Here is a 15,326-nt window from a genome sequence, read left to right as displayed (position 1 = left end):
GCTTCGCGGACCGGGCGCTCCGCGTCCGGGTTCCCGGGTGGCGGTTGTGCCGTGAAAGGCGCGTTCGCGGCGTTGAGTGCCGGTAACGCGCCTTTCGCGGAGTGGTACTGGCCCGCTTCGCGGGCCCTTCGCGTCTTGCTTCCGGCGGTGCCCTGAAAGGCGAACCCGCCTCAGCAGCGGGTCCGCCGCACGTCTCCGGCACGGCCCTTCAGGCCGCGAAACCCCTCTGACCTGCGAAAACTCCCCGCCCAGGACATAACCTCGAGCCCCACCCGATCCCGGGGGCCACCCGCCTTGCCAGTCTACCAGTGGGGGGTGACAACGGTGGGGGTTTTCCGGTCGGCTGTGGATAACCGTGGCGGTTGTGGACAAGTCCTGTGTGGCCGAAAGGGGACATTGACCGCAAGAGCACTCGTGGACGGTGACGCCGCGACCTGATGCTTGCTCCGTGATCGCGGAGGGAGTGAGGATGCGCGGCGTCACCGATTCCGGCTGAGGTTCGGGGCTGCTACTGGTCGCGGCGCCGCCGGCGCGTGAACAGCAGCAGCCCCAGGCCCAGTGCCAGCACCACCACGCCCGCGACGACCATCTCCGTCACCGCTGTCACGCCGGTCGATGCCAGACCGCCCTGCGGGACAGGCGCCGGGACCGGCGCCGGGGACGGTGCCGCGACGGTGGCCGTCACCGTTGCCGGGGCGGACGTGATGCGCTCGCCCGACGGGGTCGTGCCCGTCGACGTCGCCGTTGCCGTCACCTTTCCTGTCGCGTGGTGCGTGGCCCGGCACGTCGTCGACTCGCCCGGGGCCAGGCGCACCGGTGCGCACGTCAGCTGCACCGCGGTCAGGTCCGGGGTCACGTTCGTCAGGGTCACGTCGCCGGTGTTGGTCGTCGTCACCGTGTACGTCAGCGTGGTGCCCTCGACCGCCACCTCGTTCGTGACCGCGATGGCCGGGTGTTGCGCCACGTCCGCGCGGGCCTCGCTCGGGGTCGCCGCCACCGGCTCGCTCCACGGGGTGGTGGCGCTCGCCGTCGCGATCACGCTCGCGTGGCCGCGGTCGCGGTCCGCCTGCGTCACCTCCTGGGTGCCTTCGCAGGTCGCCGACTCGCCCGGGGCCAGGGCAGCCACCGCACAGTCCAGTGTGGACACCTGGTGCAGCGTCACCGTGCCGGTGTTGGTTGCCGTGACCGTGTACGCCACCGTCTTGCCGTCGGTGGTGGCCCTCGTGGTGATCGTCAGTTCCGGGGTGCTGCTCAGCTCCGTCTCCGCCGTCACCGGGGTCGTCACCTCCGCGCCTGCCGGGGTGGTGCCGCGTGCCGTCACCGCGTAGGTGACCGGGGTGTTCGCGTCCACGTCCGCCTGCCGCACCACGTACGTGCCGGTGCACACCACCGACTCGCCCGCCGGGACGGTCGTCGTCGCGCAGGTCAGGCCTTCCGCGCCGACGTTCGTCAGCGTCACCGTGCCCTCGTTCGTCAGCGTGACCGTGTGCGTCAGCTCGTCGCCCGTGTCGGTCAGCTCGTTCTCGTTGACGTCCTCGACCACCGTGTCGACCGTCGCCGACAGTGTTGCCACCACCGGGATCTCGGTCGTCGCGGGCGCCGGCTGCGACTGGGCCTCGCCCGCCACCGACGTGCCCGTCGCCGTGGCCACGTGGGTGACCTTGCCCTGGTCGGCGTCCGCCGGGGTCAGGGTGTAGGTGCCCGTGCACGTCTGGGTCTCTTCCGGCGCAAGGGTTTCCGGCGCGCACGTCAGCGTCACGCCCGGCAGCGTGGTGACCACACCGGACACCTTCACCGTGCCCGTGTTGGTCGCCGTGACCTCGTACGTGAGCACGTCACCGCTGTCGGTGCGGCCGTTGGCGTCCGTGTCCTCGACCGACGTCACCGTGTTCGTCACGGCCAGCGCGGCGATCTGCGTCACCCGCGTGGTCGCCTGCGCGCGCGGCGCCTGCACCGGCTTGCCGTCCGGTGTGGTGGCCGACGCGGTCGCGGTCGCGGTGACCGTGCCGGTCTCCATGTCGTCCGCGGTGATCACGTGCGTGGTGGTGCACGTCGTCGACTCGCCGATGATCAGGGCCGGGGTGGTGCAGTCGCCGGTCAGCGTCACCTTGTGCAGCACGGCGCCGCCCGTGTTCGTCGCCGTCGCCGTGGTGGTGACGACGTCGCCGCGGTCGGTGCGGCCGTCGCCGTCGGTGTCGGTGACCGTCGCGTCGAGCGTGAGCGTCATGCCCGGCGCGGGGTTCAGCTTCGTGGTGCGGGACGCGGTCGCGGTCAGCGTCGTGCCGCCGGACGACGTGCCGGTCGCGGTCGACGTGATCGTGAAGCCGCGGGCCGTCACGTCGGCCGACGACAGCACGCGTACGCCGGTGCAGGTCAGCGTCGCGCCGGGGGCGAGCGTGGTGGCACCCGTGCAGGTGAGCGACACCCCGGACGCCGTCACCGACACGCCGCTCACCGTGACGCCGCCGTCGTTGCGGGCCGTCACCCAGTACTCGACGCGGTCACCGATGTCCTGGCGGCCGTTGCCGTTGCTGTCGATGACGTCCGAGCCGCCGTTCGTCGCGGTCAGCAGCTCCGGGCTGATCACGACCCGGCCCGTGCCGCCGGTGCCGAACGACGCCCGCGACGCGAGCGGGCCCGCGCACGAACTGCCGCCGCCACCACCCGCGCCCGCCTGGTTCACGCCGCCCTGGCCGCCTGCGCCGCCGCGGCAGCCGCCGCCACCGCCGCCGCCACCCGCGCCGGTGCGGCCGCGGCCCGCCCTGCCGTTGTCGCCGAGACCGGTCGCGCGCACACCGCCGCGGCCACCCGCGGCCGGCTGCGGACCGGGGCCCGCGGCACCGTCCACACCGGACGGGCTGCCGGAACCGCCGGTGCCGCCGGTGTTCCCGGCACAGTCGCCGCCCGCGCCGCCGCTGCCGCCCGCCTCGACGATCACCGAGGAGAAGTCGCCGGTCAGGACCGCGCTGCTGCCCGCGCCCGGTGCGCCGTCCGCACACGAGCCGTCCTTGGACACACCGCCGCCGCCACCCCAGTGGTAGCCGGCGCCGCCCGCGCAGCCGGTGACCACGCCGAGCACCTCGCCGGGTTCGACCTCGACCGACGCCTCGACGACCCCGCCGTCCCCGCCGCCCTCGGCGCGGACGTGCACGTCCGTCACGCCCGCGGGCACGACGTACTCGAGCGCGGCGCCGTCCGCGCAACCGAAGACCTGTGGTGACGCCGCCGCCGACGCCGTACCGGTGGAAGTGACGCTGACCACACCAGCGGCCAGCAAGGCCACGATGGCAGCGGAAAACCTGCGAATCATTGACACACCCAATGCGTCCCGAGACCGCTGGTGCCCGAGTTTCGACCCCCGACAGTCAGTGACGACGGTGGCCAGCGGTGTGCCGTGCCGTGCAACGGGGACGATCTTGCCACGGTCGTCAAATTCCGAACCACGTCTTGACACCGACCTTCGGTTCCGATTGTGTGCTCAGGCCAGGTCGGGATGTAACGCGAATCACCCACGCCGGAAGTCAAGGCGGACACATGGGCAGTGGGGCCCCGGAGTCGCGCGAGCGCGACGCCACGAGATGGCGCATCGACAACTGGAACCTGCGGACGAAGGTGGCGGCGGTCCTGCTGCTGCCCGCACTCATCGCGCTGGTGCTCGGCGCGGTCCGCGTCCAGTCGCGTTTGGACGAGGCCAACCGGCTGAGCACGATCCGCGACCAGATGGCGGTGCTCGGCGAATCGTTGCGGCTCGCGGACCTCGTGGTCGACGAGATGGTCAGCGCGGTGATCAACGACCGGGCGGACCGGCCACGCCTGCGCGCGCAGCGCGCCGCCGTCGACCGGCAGGTGGTCACCGTCCGCGACGCGGTGAACTTCGCGCGCCTGCCCGCCCAGGTCGACCGCACGCTGTCCGACGCGCTGGGGCGCCTCGACGCGGTGCGCCTGCAGACCAGCAACGACGTCGGCGACCCGGTCACGGACCTCGCCGCGTACCAGGAGGTCGTGAACGGCCTGACCGAACTGGTGCCCGGCGTCGTCGAGGTGGCGCGGAGCGGCGACCTCGACGATCTGTCCACTTCGGTCCGGTCGCTGCTGTTGCTGCGTTCCTCGCTCGCCGCCGAGGAGGCGCTGATCCGGCACTCGACCGCGCCGGGCAACCGCGCCATCGCCGCCGCGGCGCAGCAGTCCGCCGCGGAGGAACGCGTGCTCGGCGAGCAACTCAAGCTCGACCTGCCGGACCGGGCCGCCGCCGAGTTCGCCGCGGCGACCGACACCGCGCGGGCCCGTCGTGCCACGCTGCAGCAGGCCGTGGTGGACCCGCGCTCGGTGAACCTGCGGGACCTGCTGCCGGACCTGCAGGGCCATACCGAACGCGTCCGCGAGCTGTCGCGGCAACTGGTCACCTCGCTCGGGGACACGGTCGCGGCACGCACCAACGAGGCCCGCTCCGCCGCCCTGCGGGACGCCGCCATCGTGATCGCCGCGCTGCTCACCGCGCTCGCCGTCGCACTGGTCGTCGCGCGGTCGCTGCTGTCGCCGGTCCGCAGGCTGCGGGAGGCCGCGCTGCACGCCGCCCACGAGCAACTGCCGAAGACGGTCGAACGGGTGCGTGCCGGTGAGCAGGTCGACTGGACGTCCGTGCAGGCCGTGCCGGTGCGCGGCACCGAGGAGATCGGCCAGCTGGCGCGGGCGTTCGACGACATGCACGCGCAGGCCGTCCGCCTCGCCGGGGAACAGGCCGAGCTGCGCAGGCAGATCAGCGAGATGTTCATGACGCTGTCACGCCGCAGCCAGACGCTCGTCGAGTCGCAGCTCGAGGTGATCGAGAGCCTGGAGCACGACGAGCAGGACCCGCGCAGGCTCGCCGGGCTGTTCCGCCTCGACCACCTCGCGACCCGCCTGCGCCGCAACGGCGAGAACCTGCAGGTGCTCGCGGGCGGCACCCCGTCGCGCCGCGACACGGCACCGGTGACCGTCGTGGAACTGTTGCGGGCGGCCACATCCGAGATCGACGACTACCGCCGCATCACCCTCGCGCACGCGCCGACCGGTTCGGTCCGCGCGTCCGCGGCCGCCGACGTCGTGCACATCCTCTCCGAGCTGCTGGAGAACGCGACCCGCTTCTCGCCGCCGGACCGCAAGGTCGTCCTGTCCGCCGACCGCGGCGCCGACGGCGGCCTGCTGTTCGAGGTCGTCGACGCGGGCCTCGGCATGGCGCCCGACGACATCGCCGCCGCGAACGAACGGCTCGCCGCGACCGACGCCGTCGACCCGGAGACCACCCGCCGCATGGGCCTGTACGTGGTGAGCCGCCTCGCCGCGCGCCACGGTGTGCTCGTCCGCCTGCGGCCCACGTTCGAACGCGCGAGCCGCGCCGGGATCACCGCCAGCATCCACGTGCCCGGCACGCTCGTCATCGCGGGCACCACCCCGGAAAGCGTCGTCGCGGCCACGCTCACCGCCGCCGTCCCGGCACGCAAGGAGATCGCCGCCGCCGCGCCGCCGGAGCCCGCACCCGATCCCGCGACGTCCAGCTGGTTCGTCGAGGAGACCGCGCCGGAGGAGCCGCAGGCGAACCAGTGGCTCACCCCGGCCGTGCCGGTGCGCGCGCCCGCCGCACCGCAGCAGCCCGCCACCACGGCGAACGGCCTCCCGGTCCGCACGCCCGGTGCGCGCACGCTGCCGGCCGAACGCCCCAAGACCGCGCCACGGACCGGTTTCCGCGACCCAGAGTCGATCAGGAGCAACCTCTCCCGGCACTACGACGGCGTGCTCGCCGCGCGCCGTGCCCGTGAGCAGCCCGGGTCGGCGGGATGAACGCGGGGCCGAACAAGGATGGGAAAGCACACGAGATGAGTGAAGGCACGACTGCCACCGAGCAGTCGCTCGGCTGGCTGGTGTCCGCGTTCACCCAGGAGGTGCCCGGCGTCGCGCACGCGGTGCTGGTGTCCGCGGACGGCCTGCTCGTCGCGGCGAGCGACGCGCTGCCGCGGGACCGGGCGGACCAGCTCTCCGCGCTCACCGCCGGGCTCACGAGCCTGACGGTCGGCGCCGCGGAGCTGTTCACCGCGGGCCGGGTCGTCCAGTCGGTGATCGAGATGGAGGGCGGGTTCCTGTTGCTGATGAGCGTCGGCGACGGCTCGCACCTCGCGGTGGTCGCCGCCGCGGGCTGCGACATCGGGCTCGTCGGCTACGAGATGACGCTGCTGGTCGACCGGGTCGGGCGGATGGTCGACACGCCGGTCCGCGGAGCGCCGGAGCAGGGCTGATGCCGTGAGCGGAGCGGAGGAGGGGGAGCGGCCGTCCCCCGCGCTGGCCCGGCCGTACTCCTGGACCGAGGGGCGGACCGAGCCGTCCGTCGAGATCGCGGTCGAGGCGCGGGTGGTGACCACGCCCGCGGGCCGTGACCTGCCGCCGAGCCTCACCAGCGCCGCCTGGACGATCACCCGGCTGTGCGCGCGGCCGCGCTCGGTCGCCGAGCTCGCCGCGTACCTCGCGGTGCCGCTCGGCGTGGTGAAGGTGCTGGTGGCGGACCTGCTGGCCGACGGGATGGTGCACGTCGAGGCCACCCTCGCCCGGGACGCGGACGACGCGGAACGGCGTGAGCTGATCGAGAGGGTCCTGAGTGGACTACGGGCGAAGTGAGCGGATCACGTCGGCGAAGATCGTGGTGGCCGGCGGTTTCGGGGTGGGCAAGACCACGTTCGTCGGGGCGATCTCGGAGATCACCCCGCTGCGCACCGAGGCGTTGATGACCAGCGCGAGCGTCGGCGTCGACGAGCTGTCGGTGATCCCGGACAAGCTCGCGACCACGGTCGCCATGGACTTCGGCAGGCGCACGCTCGCGAACGACCTCGTGCTGTACGTGTTCGGCACGCCCGGCCAGCGCCGGTTCTGGTTCATGTGGGACGACATCGTGCAGGGCGCGATCGCCGCGGTGGTGCTGGTGGACACGCGGCGGCTCGCCGACGGGTTCTCCTCCATCGACTACTTCGAGTCGCGCCGCATGCCGTTCCTGGTGGCGGTCAACGAGTTCGACGGCGCCCGCCGCTTCACCACCGACGAGGTGCGCGAGGCGCTGCGGATCGCGCCGGAAGTCCGGATCGTCACCTGCGACGCCCGCGACGGGCGGTCGGCGACGGACGTGCTGATCGCGGCGAGCGAACACGCGCTGTCCACTCTGGACGCACCGCAACCGGTCCGCCGGTACTGAGAGGCGCTGCCGTGGTCGACCACTTGGCGATGGGTGCCTGGCTGCTTGATCCTCATGCACGGCACCGGCATGTGGGCGGTGAACGTCAAGGGAACCGTCGGCCACGAGGCGGCGGCGATGACCGTGCGTGCTCGCCGCCGCCGCGCTGGCGCTCCTGATCGTCGCACTGCTGACGGCCAGTTCGGACAACGATTCCCCGGGTGTGACGCAATCGGGTGTAACTGTCGCCATACAGGAGCGATGAAGAGGCGAAGAGATCTCTCGGTCCCCAGGGGGAAGTCCATGCGGCGTGTGCTCGGTGCGGTTCTGGCTGCGGTGTTGTCGGCGGGGGTGGTGACGGCCGTCGCGCCGGCCGCGAACGCCGAGGAGGGGGAGTACCCGGTCGTCGGCGGGGTGGTGCGCGACAACGTCGGCAACACGCACAGCCCGCAGATGGCGCAGGAGTTCGACGGTGTGTCGGCGCGGACGTCGGCCGCGGCGGCCGAGTACGTGCGCGGCATCGACGTGGCGAGCCACCAGCACGACAACGGCGCCACCATCGACTGGAACCAGGTCGCGGCGAGCGGCATCCGCTTCACCGCGGTGAAGGCGACCGAGGGCAACTACTACCTGAACCCGGACTACGCGAGCGACATGGCGGGCGCGCAGGCGGCGGGCATGTACTCGTTCGCGTACCACTTCGCGACCCCCAACGACTCCAACGGTGTCGTGCAGGCCGACTACTTCCTGGCGCGCGCCAACTACACGTCGAACGGCAAGACGCTGCGCCCGGTCGTCGACCTCGAGTGGAACCCGTACCTCGAGTACGCGAACGCCTGCTACGACAAGACGCCCGCGGAACTGGTCACCTGGGTCCAGGACTACGTCAACCGGATCAAGGTCCGCACCGGCATCGAACCCATCATCTACACCGCGGCCAGCTGGTGGCAGCAGTGCCTGGCCGGCAGCACCGCGTTCGCGAGCTACCCGCTGTGGGTGGCGCATTACACCACCGCCACCTCCCCGAACCTGCCCGCGGGCTGGTCGGACTGGGACCTGTGGCAGTACAGCAACAAGCAGACGGTCCCCGGCATCGGCGGCGAGGTCGACGGCAACTACGCGCACAGCGAGGAAGACCTGGCCGCGCTGGCGACGAAGGGTTCCGAGCCCGCCGGCTACACCGCGGTCGCCCCGACCCGGGTCCTCGACACCCGCAGCGCGATCGGCGTGCCCACCACGACCCCGGTCGGCACCCGTGGCGTCGTCACGCTCGACCTGTCGTCCCGCATCCCGGCCACCGCGACGTCCGCGGTGCTGAACGTCACCGCGATCGCGGGCTCCACCACGTTCGTCACCGTGTGGCCGGCGGGCCGCGACCGGCCGATCTCGTCGAACCTGAACCTGGCCGCCGGTGAGATCCGCCCCAACCTGGTGACCGTGCAGCTCACCGCGGACCGCAAGGTGGCGTTGTACAACAACTACGGCAACACGCACCTGGTCGCCGACCTGGCGGGCTGGTACGACACCGCGGGTGCCGGTCTCTACACCGCGCTCGCGCCGCAACGCGCGCTGGACACGAGGACGTCGACCGGCGCCGTCGGCGCCCGCGGCAAGATCACGCTGAACCTGTCGGCCCGGGTCCCCGAGACCGCGACCGCCGTGACGCTGAACCTGACCGGCGTCGGCGCGACGGCGTCCACGTTCGTCTCCGCGTACCCGACCGGCACCACCCGGTCCAGCGCGTCGAACCTGAACCTGGCGAACGCGAACCCGACGTCCAACCTGGTCACCGTGCGGCTCGGCACGAACCGGTCGATCGACCTGTACAACCACAACGGCTCGGTCCACCTGATCGCCGACCTGGCCGGCTACTACAGCCCCGGCACGGGCGCGAAGTTCGTCGCGCTGTCCCCGATGCGGGTCATCGACACCCGCGTCAACCGCATCACCTGGACCGCGGTGAGCGGCGGCGGCTCGGCCTTCACCCTGACCATGGCGGGCCCGATCCCGGCAGGCGCGACGGCGGCGGTCATGAACCTGACCGGCGTCCAGCCGACGCTCGCCACGTACCTCGCCACGTACCCGAGGACGAGCGCGACCCCGACCCGCCCGAGCACGTCGAACGTCCAGCTCACGAAGGGCCAGATCCTGCCGAACCTCGCGTCGGTGGCACTCGGCCCCAACCGGGACGTGTGGATGTTCAACAACTCGGGCTCGATCAACGTGATCGCCGACCTGGCGGGCTACTTCGTCCCGTAGGCGCCGGAAGCCGCGCCACCTGACAATTAGTGGTCAATAACCGCCACTGATTGTCGGTGGCGCGGTGACGGTACGAATTGCCCCGTATTCTGTGAAGATGGGCCGGACGGTCGCCATCATCGGCAGCTTCCGCCAGCACTACCCCGACGTTCTGGTGGCGTGGCTGGAGTTCCGTGACGCGGGCTGGGAGGTCACGAGCCCTCTCGGCAGCCAGGTCATCGAGGAGGGAATTCCGTTCGTCAGGTTCCGGACCGACGAACCGGCCTGGGACGACCCCACTGTCCAGACCGCCGCGCTCCACCGAATCCTGCGTGCTTGCCTCACCTACGTCGTCGCTCCCGGGGGATACGTCGGCAGAACCACCTGCTACGAGTTGGGGTGAGTCATCCAGGCAAACCGACCGGTCTACTTCAGCGAAAGTCCGGTCGATCTTCCACTCGCCGTTCCCGTGGACCATGTTCTTCCGGCGCGGCAACTGGTCGTGAAACTTCGTGCGGAAAACCCCGCGCCGCTCTTCGCGGGAACCAGGGGGACATATGCCGAATGGGAGCGGCAGTTGATCGCGAGCAACTACCTCGAGTTGTGAGCCACGCGACGCCGCCGCCGGACTCCGGCTCGGTGCCCGTTGAGGCAGCCGGGGCGGAAGCCCCGGCGGTCCGTGTGTTCATCTCGTACGCGCACGAAGACGCCGGTCACATGGACGACGTGTGGCGACTGTATGTCCTGCTGCGCAACAACGGAATCGACGCCGTCCTCGACCTCCCCGCGACCGACCGACGCCGGGACTGGTCGCTGTGGATGCTCCAGCAGGTGAGGGAATCGAATTTCGTGCTGATCATCGCCTCGCCGGAGTATCGGCGGCGTAGCGAGGGTGACGCGGAACCCGGCGAGGGGCGTGGTGTGCAGTGGGAGGCCGCGCTGATCCGCGACGAGTACTACGCCGACCGGTCAGCGGCGGAGAGCAAGTTTCTGCCGGTGTTGCTACCTGGAAGATCTACCGACGACATTCCAGCGTGGTTCGGACGTGTGTCGGTGACCAGCTATCCCGTCACCGACTTCACGGTCGCCGGTGCGGAGGACCTGCTCCGGGTGATCACAGGCCAACCGCGTGCCATCCCCGTCCCGCTCGGCCGGGTGCCGGTGTTGCCGAGCCGACTTGCTTGGGAGGAGTCCTCGCGGGTGGCACCATTCGATCGGTTGTTCCTCCACTTCTTCGACCCGCACTTCCTCGACCAGGTGTCACGTGGAAGGAACAAGAACCTGATCGCCCGCGAGGCACGCAACGCGACACGCCTTGCCGTGCTGGCCGCCCATACGGTGTTCGTCCCGGCCGCGAGCTACATCGAATCCGATCTCTGTGCGGAGACAGTCGACGAGTACCGCGGCCTGTTCGACACCGGCCAGATCACGCTCGTGGGCGGCGAAGCCAACATCGTTGACTTCGCCGCGCGCAAACTGCTGCAGTACGAGCCCGACGGTCCGCGCTACCGACGTTACGAGGCCGTGCTGTCGGCGACGGCGGTGACTCCCCCATTCCGGACCAGAGCGAGGTCCGCGACTTCGGACATCACCAACGCCTGGCAGCGGAGGCTTGACGACCTGTCTGTGGTCGTCGCGGGTCTGCCCTATCCGATGTCGTCCCTCTCGAAGCTGGAGCAACGCTGGCAGCAGGTGCCAGATTCGCTCGAGGGGCGTGCGTTCACCCCGGAGTACGTCACCAGGCTGCTGTTCGACGCGGCGCCGTCGAGCGGCGTCGAGTCGATCGTCGCGCGCCGCGCGGGGTCGGAAGTCAACTCGGCCTACTTCGAGAGTTACACCGACGAACTGGGCGCCGGAGTCGTGACGGAGCTGACATACCTCAACAGCCCACGGGTGGGTGGTGGATCGGTCCGTGATCTGCCGTACGGGAGAGTGATGCGCGCACTCGAGTCGAATCGTGTGGTGGACCTGGTGCTGGGAGCGCGACCCGAGCGGCTCGTCGAACTGCGGTCGAATCCGGGGGTGACCGCGGCGGTCGTGTCAGCCGTGACGAAACCACAGCCTGTCGATCATCGGACGGCAACGGAGGTCTAGCTGTACTGGAAGACCTCCTGCCACCGTGTCGGGTCCAGTTCTTCCTGGGCCCCCAGGTCGCGGACCATTCGAGGTAGGTCGCCATTCAGGCATTCCACGCCCCATGCGGCTAGCTCGTCCGCGTAGTAGTCAGGCATGCCCTGGAGGAGGAACACCCTTCGTTGGTCCGCGAATGCGACGCTGATCTCTGCGAATGAATTGGGTCCGACGTAGTTGAGTGCTCCTGGCCGATCGACGTTGACGACCAGGATCGCGGCGGTCCGCTGGTTCCGTATCTGGCCCATGTGCCGGAGCGACGCAGCACGCTTCGCCGCTGCCGACACCGCGGTGCGCTCATCAGGCTCCGGGGTCACGACGTCGAGGCCGGACGTCTCCAGAATTTCGGCGATTCCGTTCATGAGCCCGAGGTTCTTCATTGATCCACAAATGACAACCCTTCGCGCCTCGGTGCCTTTGTTGCTCATTCGTCGACCTCGATTCCAACTGGCGGCACGGGTCCTGTCATCTTGGCATCGTGCGACGTCAACTCCGGTATGACACGCGCCGCGTCACACTTCCGTGCAGAGATTTCTTATTGATCTTCCCGTTGAGGCACCTGCGCTGACGAAAGAGAGTGCCTCCCTGCCGGCTCGCCCGTAGGCGCACAATGGAGGCATGACGGAAGAGGGCGGCGAGTCGGTCTGCTGGCTCGCCCGCGTGTGCCCGGAGTGCGGCGCGCTCGCCGAGGACGAGCCGCCCACTCCGTGCCCCCGCTGCGGCGAGACCATCCCGGCACCGGAGGACTGACGCACACGCTCGCGGCCGGGTAGGCGCACATCTGAGAGCCGCCGCGCCGTCACGGTGCGGCGAGCTCGTCCACCTGGGACGTCGTGTCGACCGGGGCCGGTGGGGTGGCCTCCGGCGCGCCGCCGATCCCCAGGTAGATGCCGAGCGCGACGCCGAGCACGAAGCACAGCGCGACCAGCCGCAGCATTCCCGAGAGCGAGACGAGAATTCTCATCGGTTCCTCCACGAATTCGTTGACACCTCGAGAATGAGGCAGGCGGAACCTGTCCTGATACCCGTTTCCCGTTGCCCGCCGAGGAGGAGACGGGAAACGGTCACGACAGGGCGCCCAGCCAGCACTCGGCCGCCGGGCGCCTGCCCGGGGCCGCCGCGCGGGCGGCGAGCACGGACAGCGCAGGCCCGAGCCGGCCGCGCAGCACCGGCCTCGCGCGTACCTCTTCCGGTGTCACGCGGTGGTTGCCGAGCAGCAGCCGCAGCACCAGCAGCGCGACCTTGTACCGGTCGGTGTCGAGCGTGACCTCGCGCGACCCCGCCGGGTCCGCCCAGCCCGCCGTGTCCGCGGGGCGCACCGCGGGTGGCCGCCCGGCGAGCCGGAAGCCGTCGCAGTCGATCGCGAACACGCCGGGGCCCTCCTGCAGCGTCCACAGCAGGTTCCGCATCGACACGTCGCCGACCATGACGTCGTTGCGGTGCAGCTCCGCGAACAGCTCGAGGTACCCGACGGCGATGCGCCGCCGCTCCTCCTCCGTCGGCAACGTCAGGTCCGCCCACATCGCGCGCTTCGGGTACAGCAGGTACTGCAGCTCCAGCAGCCGCGGCCTGCCCGCGATCGTCGTGGCGAACCGGGCGGGGGCCTCCGGCATCAGCAGCCCCACGCACCGGCCGCGGTCGAACACCCGCCCGCTCGGCCACGCCGTCCGCGTCGCCACCACGGCGCGCGCGGGCAGGTCGATGAGCCGCCCCAGCTCGCCCGCCAGCACGGCCACCTCGCGGTGGTACAGCTTGAGCAGCGTCCCCGCCGGCCTGCTCAGCCGGAACACCGTGCCCTGCCCGCCCTCCGCGATCCGGTCCGCCGCCGTCAGGTCGGTCAGCTGTGCGTCCCCTAACGGGCCCACACCACCACCGCCGTGCGGTCCTCGTCGAACGCGCGGAGGTCGAACTGCAGCTGGTGCAGGAAGGCGACGGGCCCGGGCGGCCGCACCCACGACTCCGCGAGGTACGCCCCGACCGGCGACTCCCGCACGGGCGTGCCGACCCCGGCCGACGCCACCACCAGCGCCTCACCGGGCCGCAGCACCCCGCGCACACCGTCGGCGGGGCCGCGTGGGGTGGGCAGGCAGTCGCCCGCCGCGCCGCGTTTGCCGAACAGCGGCAGGAACACCCCGTCGGTCAGCACCATCGCCGGGCTGTCGCCGATCCGCGCCGCGCGATACCGGTGCCCCTTCCCGGTCCAGCCCAGCTCGACGGCCGCGACGGTCAGCGTGGTCCGCCTCGTCTCCGGGTTCGGGCCCGCCTCGCGGAGCGCGCGGTCGGCGGCCCGCAACGCGCCCGCCATGTCCACGACGTCGAGGTCCGAGCCGGGCAGCGCCCACGCGAGGTAACCGACGGCGTGCCGCACCGCCAGGTGCGCGCCGCGGTGGGCGTGGCTCGCCCCGGCAGCCCCGTCCGCGACCGCGATGAGCACGAACCGCCCGCCGAGCTCGGCCACGCTCATCGCGTCCTGCCTGACCTTGCCGTTGACGCGGTGCTTGGCGCCCCTGCTGGACGCGGCCCGCACCTCGAGCGTGCCGACGCGGGCCGCGTCGACGACGGTGTCCGGCACGTCGGCCACCCCGTCCAGCCGCCACGGTTCGCCCGCCGTGCGCGACGGTTGTCCCAGTTCACGCGGCCGGAAGACGCCTTCGTCGCCCCAGACGCGGTCGTCGGTCATCACAGCTGATCGATCCTCAGTGCGGTGAAGCCCGCCACCTGCGTCGGGACCCGCAGCAGCAGGTCGCTGTCGCCCGCGGTGCGGACGACCGACGTGGTGAGCGCGTGGGCGAAACCGTGGAGCGCGGCGGCCGGGCTGACCCCGCCGTGGCTCATGAACGCCTGGAACGTGCCGATCCGGCCGATGGTCGCGGCGTCCGCGTCGCCGATCCCGAACGCGATGATGTTCGGCCGCGCCGCCCACTCCGGGTCGACGAGCCGTTCGTACGTCGCGGGCCACACCGCCGGGTCGGTGGGGTGCCCGTCGGACAGGAAGAACACGGCGGGCCGGTACACCTGGTGCGCATCGGCCTTGAGCGCGGCGACGTCGTCCTCGATGGTCTCGCGGAGCAGCGTGAACGCCGCACCGAAGTTCGTGCCCGCCTGCGTGGCCAGCCCGACGAGCCGCACGACGTCGCTCGCGCTGCACAGCGGCTGTAACACTTCGGCGTTTCCCGCGAACCCGATGAGACAGAACCTTGTTTTGTCGGCCACCACGGGGTCGGTGCCGACGGCGGCGTGCAGTTGCGCCAAGCCGTCGTTCAACGCGTCGAGGTGGTCGGCCATCGAGTACGACTGGTCGCACACAACGTAAAACGGCAGTATTTGTTCTGGCATTCTCGCCCTCCCGGAGGGAGAGGATGACGCGCGCACCCGCACCAGACCTGGATCAGATATGGACTTTCGGTTGTTCGGCCCGTTCGAGGTGTGGCACGAGGGCGCCTCGGTGGACCCTGGGGACCTGCAACAGCGCTACGTGCTGGTGATCCTGTTGCTCAACGCCAACCGGGCGGTGACGCGGGAATACCTGCAGGAATACGTGTGGCGCGGCCAGGAACAACCCCGCTCGGACCTGATCACCAGTTACATCGCGCGGCTGAGAAAGGTCTTCAAGCCGACGCCCGAGGTAGTGATAGACAAAACTCCGACGGGCTATCTGTTACGCGTCGACCCGGATCTGATCGACCTGAACCGCTTCCGCCGCCTGCGCGCGGAGGCGGCCAAGGACAGCGACGTCGCGAAGTTCCACGAGGCGCTGGACCTGTGG

The 15,326-nt window shown here is 71.0% G+C and carries 15 protein-coding genes; 9 read left to right on the top strand and 6 right to left on the bottom strand.

From position 1 onward, the window contains the following. Nucleotides 1-508: 508 nt before the first annotated feature. Complete coding sequence (locus ACYQ77_RS18725) at nucleotides 509-3,283, bottom strand: DUF7507 domain-containing protein (protein WP_459713004.1); 2,775 nt, start codon at nucleotides 3,281-3,283, stop codon at nucleotides 509-511. A gap of 251 nt (nucleotides 3,284-3,534) precedes the next feature. Here ACYQ77_RS18725 and ACYQ77_RS18720 point away from each other — a divergent pair, with 251 nt between their 5' ends. The 7 genes from ACYQ77_RS18720 to ACYQ77_RS18690 all read left to right on the top strand — a co-directional run bounded on the left by ACYQ77_RS18720 (nucleotide 3,535) and on the right by ACYQ77_RS18690 (nucleotide 11,524). Next, complete coding sequence (locus ACYQ77_RS18720) at nucleotides 3,535-5,817, top strand: sensor histidine kinase (protein ID WP_459713002.1); 2,283 nt, start codon at nucleotides 3,535-3,537, stop codon at nucleotides 5,815-5,817. A gap of 35 nt (nucleotides 5,818-5,852) precedes the next feature. Beyond that, nucleotides 5,853-6,269, top strand: a complete 417-nt coding sequence (locus ACYQ77_RS18715) for a roadblock/LC7 domain-containing protein (RefSeq protein WP_459713001.1) — start codon at nucleotides 5,853-5,855, stop codon at nucleotides 6,267-6,269. Between the two features lie 4 nt (nucleotides 6,270-6,273). Further along, complete coding sequence (locus tag ACYQ77_RS18710) at nucleotides 6,274-6,645, top strand: DUF742 domain-containing protein (RefSeq protein WP_459712998.1); 372 nt, start codon at nucleotides 6,274-6,276, stop codon at nucleotides 6,643-6,645. Further along, nucleotides 6,626-7,213, top strand: coding sequence for a GTP-binding protein (locus ACYQ77_RS18705; protein ID WP_459712996.1), 588 nt, complete (start codon nucleotides 6,626-6,628; stop codon nucleotides 7,211-7,213). The genes ACYQ77_RS18710 and ACYQ77_RS18705 overlap by 20 nt, the downstream gene beginning before the upstream one ends. Nucleotides 7,214-7,495: 282 nt before the next feature. Next, entirely contained in the window at nucleotides 7,496-9,451 is a 1,956-nt protein-coding gene (locus ACYQ77_RS18700; protein ID WP_459712994.1) for a GH25 family lysozyme, read from the top strand. A 97-nt stretch (nucleotides 9,452-9,548) separates the two neighbouring features. Next, nucleotides 9,549-9,833 (top strand): hypothetical protein, encoded by a 285-nt coding sequence (locus ACYQ77_RS18695; protein ID WP_459712992.1) that lies wholly within the window; start codon nucleotides 9,549-9,551, stop codon nucleotides 9,831-9,833. A 200-nt stretch (nucleotides 9,834-10,033) separates the two neighbouring features. Continuing rightward, nucleotides 10,034-11,524, top strand: a complete 1,491-nt coding sequence (locus ACYQ77_RS18690) for an SEFIR domain-containing protein (RefSeq protein ID WP_459712990.1) — start codon at nucleotides 10,034-10,036, stop codon at nucleotides 11,522-11,524. On the opposite strand, the gene ACYQ77_RS18685 is transcribed toward ACYQ77_RS18690, so the two are convergent. Further along, nucleotides 11,521-11,988 (bottom strand): hypothetical protein, encoded by a 468-nt coding sequence (locus ACYQ77_RS18685; RefSeq protein ID WP_459712988.1) that lies wholly within the window; start codon nucleotides 11,986-11,988, stop codon nucleotides 11,521-11,523. The two genes, ACYQ77_RS18690 and ACYQ77_RS18685, sit on opposite strands and share 4 nt — an antisense overlap. A 190-nt stretch (nucleotides 11,989-12,178) precedes the next feature. On the opposite strand from ACYQ77_RS18685, the gene ACYQ77_RS18680 reads away from it, so the two are divergent. Beyond that, nucleotides 12,179-12,310 (top strand): hypothetical protein, encoded by a 132-nt coding sequence (locus tag ACYQ77_RS18680; protein WP_459712986.1) that lies wholly within the window; start codon nucleotides 12,179-12,181, stop codon nucleotides 12,308-12,310. A gap of 49 nt (nucleotides 12,311-12,359) precedes the next feature. On the opposite strand, the gene ACYQ77_RS18675 is transcribed toward ACYQ77_RS18680, so the two are convergent. The 4 genes from ACYQ77_RS18675 to ACYQ77_RS18660 form a co-directional block, all read right to left on the bottom strand. After that, on the bottom strand, nucleotides 12,360-12,524 hold the full coding sequence (locus ACYQ77_RS18675) for a hypothetical protein (RefSeq protein ID WP_459712984.1): 165 nt from the start codon (nucleotides 12,522-12,524) through the stop codon (nucleotides 12,360-12,362). A gap of 100 nt (nucleotides 12,525-12,624) precedes the next feature. Continuing rightward, on the bottom strand, nucleotides 12,625-13,425 hold the full coding sequence (locus ACYQ77_RS18670) for a hypothetical protein (protein WP_459712982.1): 801 nt from the start codon (nucleotides 13,423-13,425) through the stop codon (nucleotides 12,625-12,627). Further along, nucleotides 13,413-14,240: a protein phosphatase 2C domain-containing protein gene (locus ACYQ77_RS18665; RefSeq protein WP_459712980.1), complete on the bottom strand. Its 828-nt coding sequence runs from the start codon at nucleotides 14,238-14,240 to the stop codon at nucleotides 13,413-13,415. Before ACYQ77_RS18665 ends, ACYQ77_RS18670 begins: the two co-directional genes overlap by 13 nt. Then, nucleotides 14,240-14,866: a vWA domain-containing protein gene (locus tag ACYQ77_RS18660; protein ID WP_459712979.1), complete on the bottom strand. Its 627-nt coding sequence runs from the start codon at nucleotides 14,864-14,866 to the stop codon at nucleotides 14,240-14,242. The genes ACYQ77_RS18665 and ACYQ77_RS18660 overlap by 1 nt, the downstream gene beginning before the upstream one ends. An 88-nt stretch (nucleotides 14,867-14,954) precedes the next feature. Here ACYQ77_RS18660 and ACYQ77_RS18655 point away from each other — a divergent pair. Further along, nucleotides 14,955-15,326: AfsR/SARP family transcriptional regulator (locus tag ACYQ77_RS18655; RefSeq protein ID WP_459712977.1), on the top strand; the 372-nt coding region annotated here is incomplete at its 3' end.

The organism is Actinophytocola sp. KF-1 (assembly GCF_054661535.1).
This window is presented reverse-complemented; position numbering and strand designations above follow the sequence as displayed.

Excerpts from the sequence above, each read along its gene's own strand:
- ACYQ77_RS18720 (WP_459713002.1), top strand. The coding sequence starts at position 3,535 with ATGGGCAGTGGGGCCCCGGAGTCGCGCGAGCGCGACGCCACGAGATGG.
- ACYQ77_RS18715 (WP_459713001.1), top strand. The coding sequence starts at position 5,853 with ATGAGTGAAGGCACGACTGCCACCGAGCAGTCGCTCGGCTGGCTGGTG.
- ACYQ77_RS18700 (WP_459712994.1), top strand. The coding sequence starts at position 7,496 with ATGCGGCGTGTGCTCGGTGCGGTTCTGGCTGCGGTGTTGTCGGCGGGG.
- ACYQ77_RS18695 (WP_459712992.1), top strand. The coding sequence starts at position 9,549 with ATGGGCCGGACGGTCGCCATCATCGGCAGCTTCCGCCAGCACTACCCC.
- ACYQ77_RS18685 (WP_459712988.1), bottom strand. The coding sequence starts at position 11,988 with ATGAGCAACAAAGGCACCGAGGCGCGAAGGGTTGTCATTTGTGGATCA.
- ACYQ77_RS18680 (WP_459712986.1), top strand. The coding sequence starts at position 12,179 with ATGACGGAAGAGGGCGGCGAGTCGGTCTGCTGGCTCGCCCGCGTGTGC.
- ACYQ77_RS18675 (WP_459712984.1), bottom strand. The coding sequence starts at position 12,524 with ATGAGAATTCTCGTCTCGCTCTCGGGAATGCTGCGGCTGGTCGCGCTG.
- ACYQ77_RS18665 (WP_459712980.1), bottom strand. The coding sequence starts at position 14,240 with ATGACCGACGACCGCGTCTGGGGCGACGAAGGCGTCTTCCGGCCGCGT.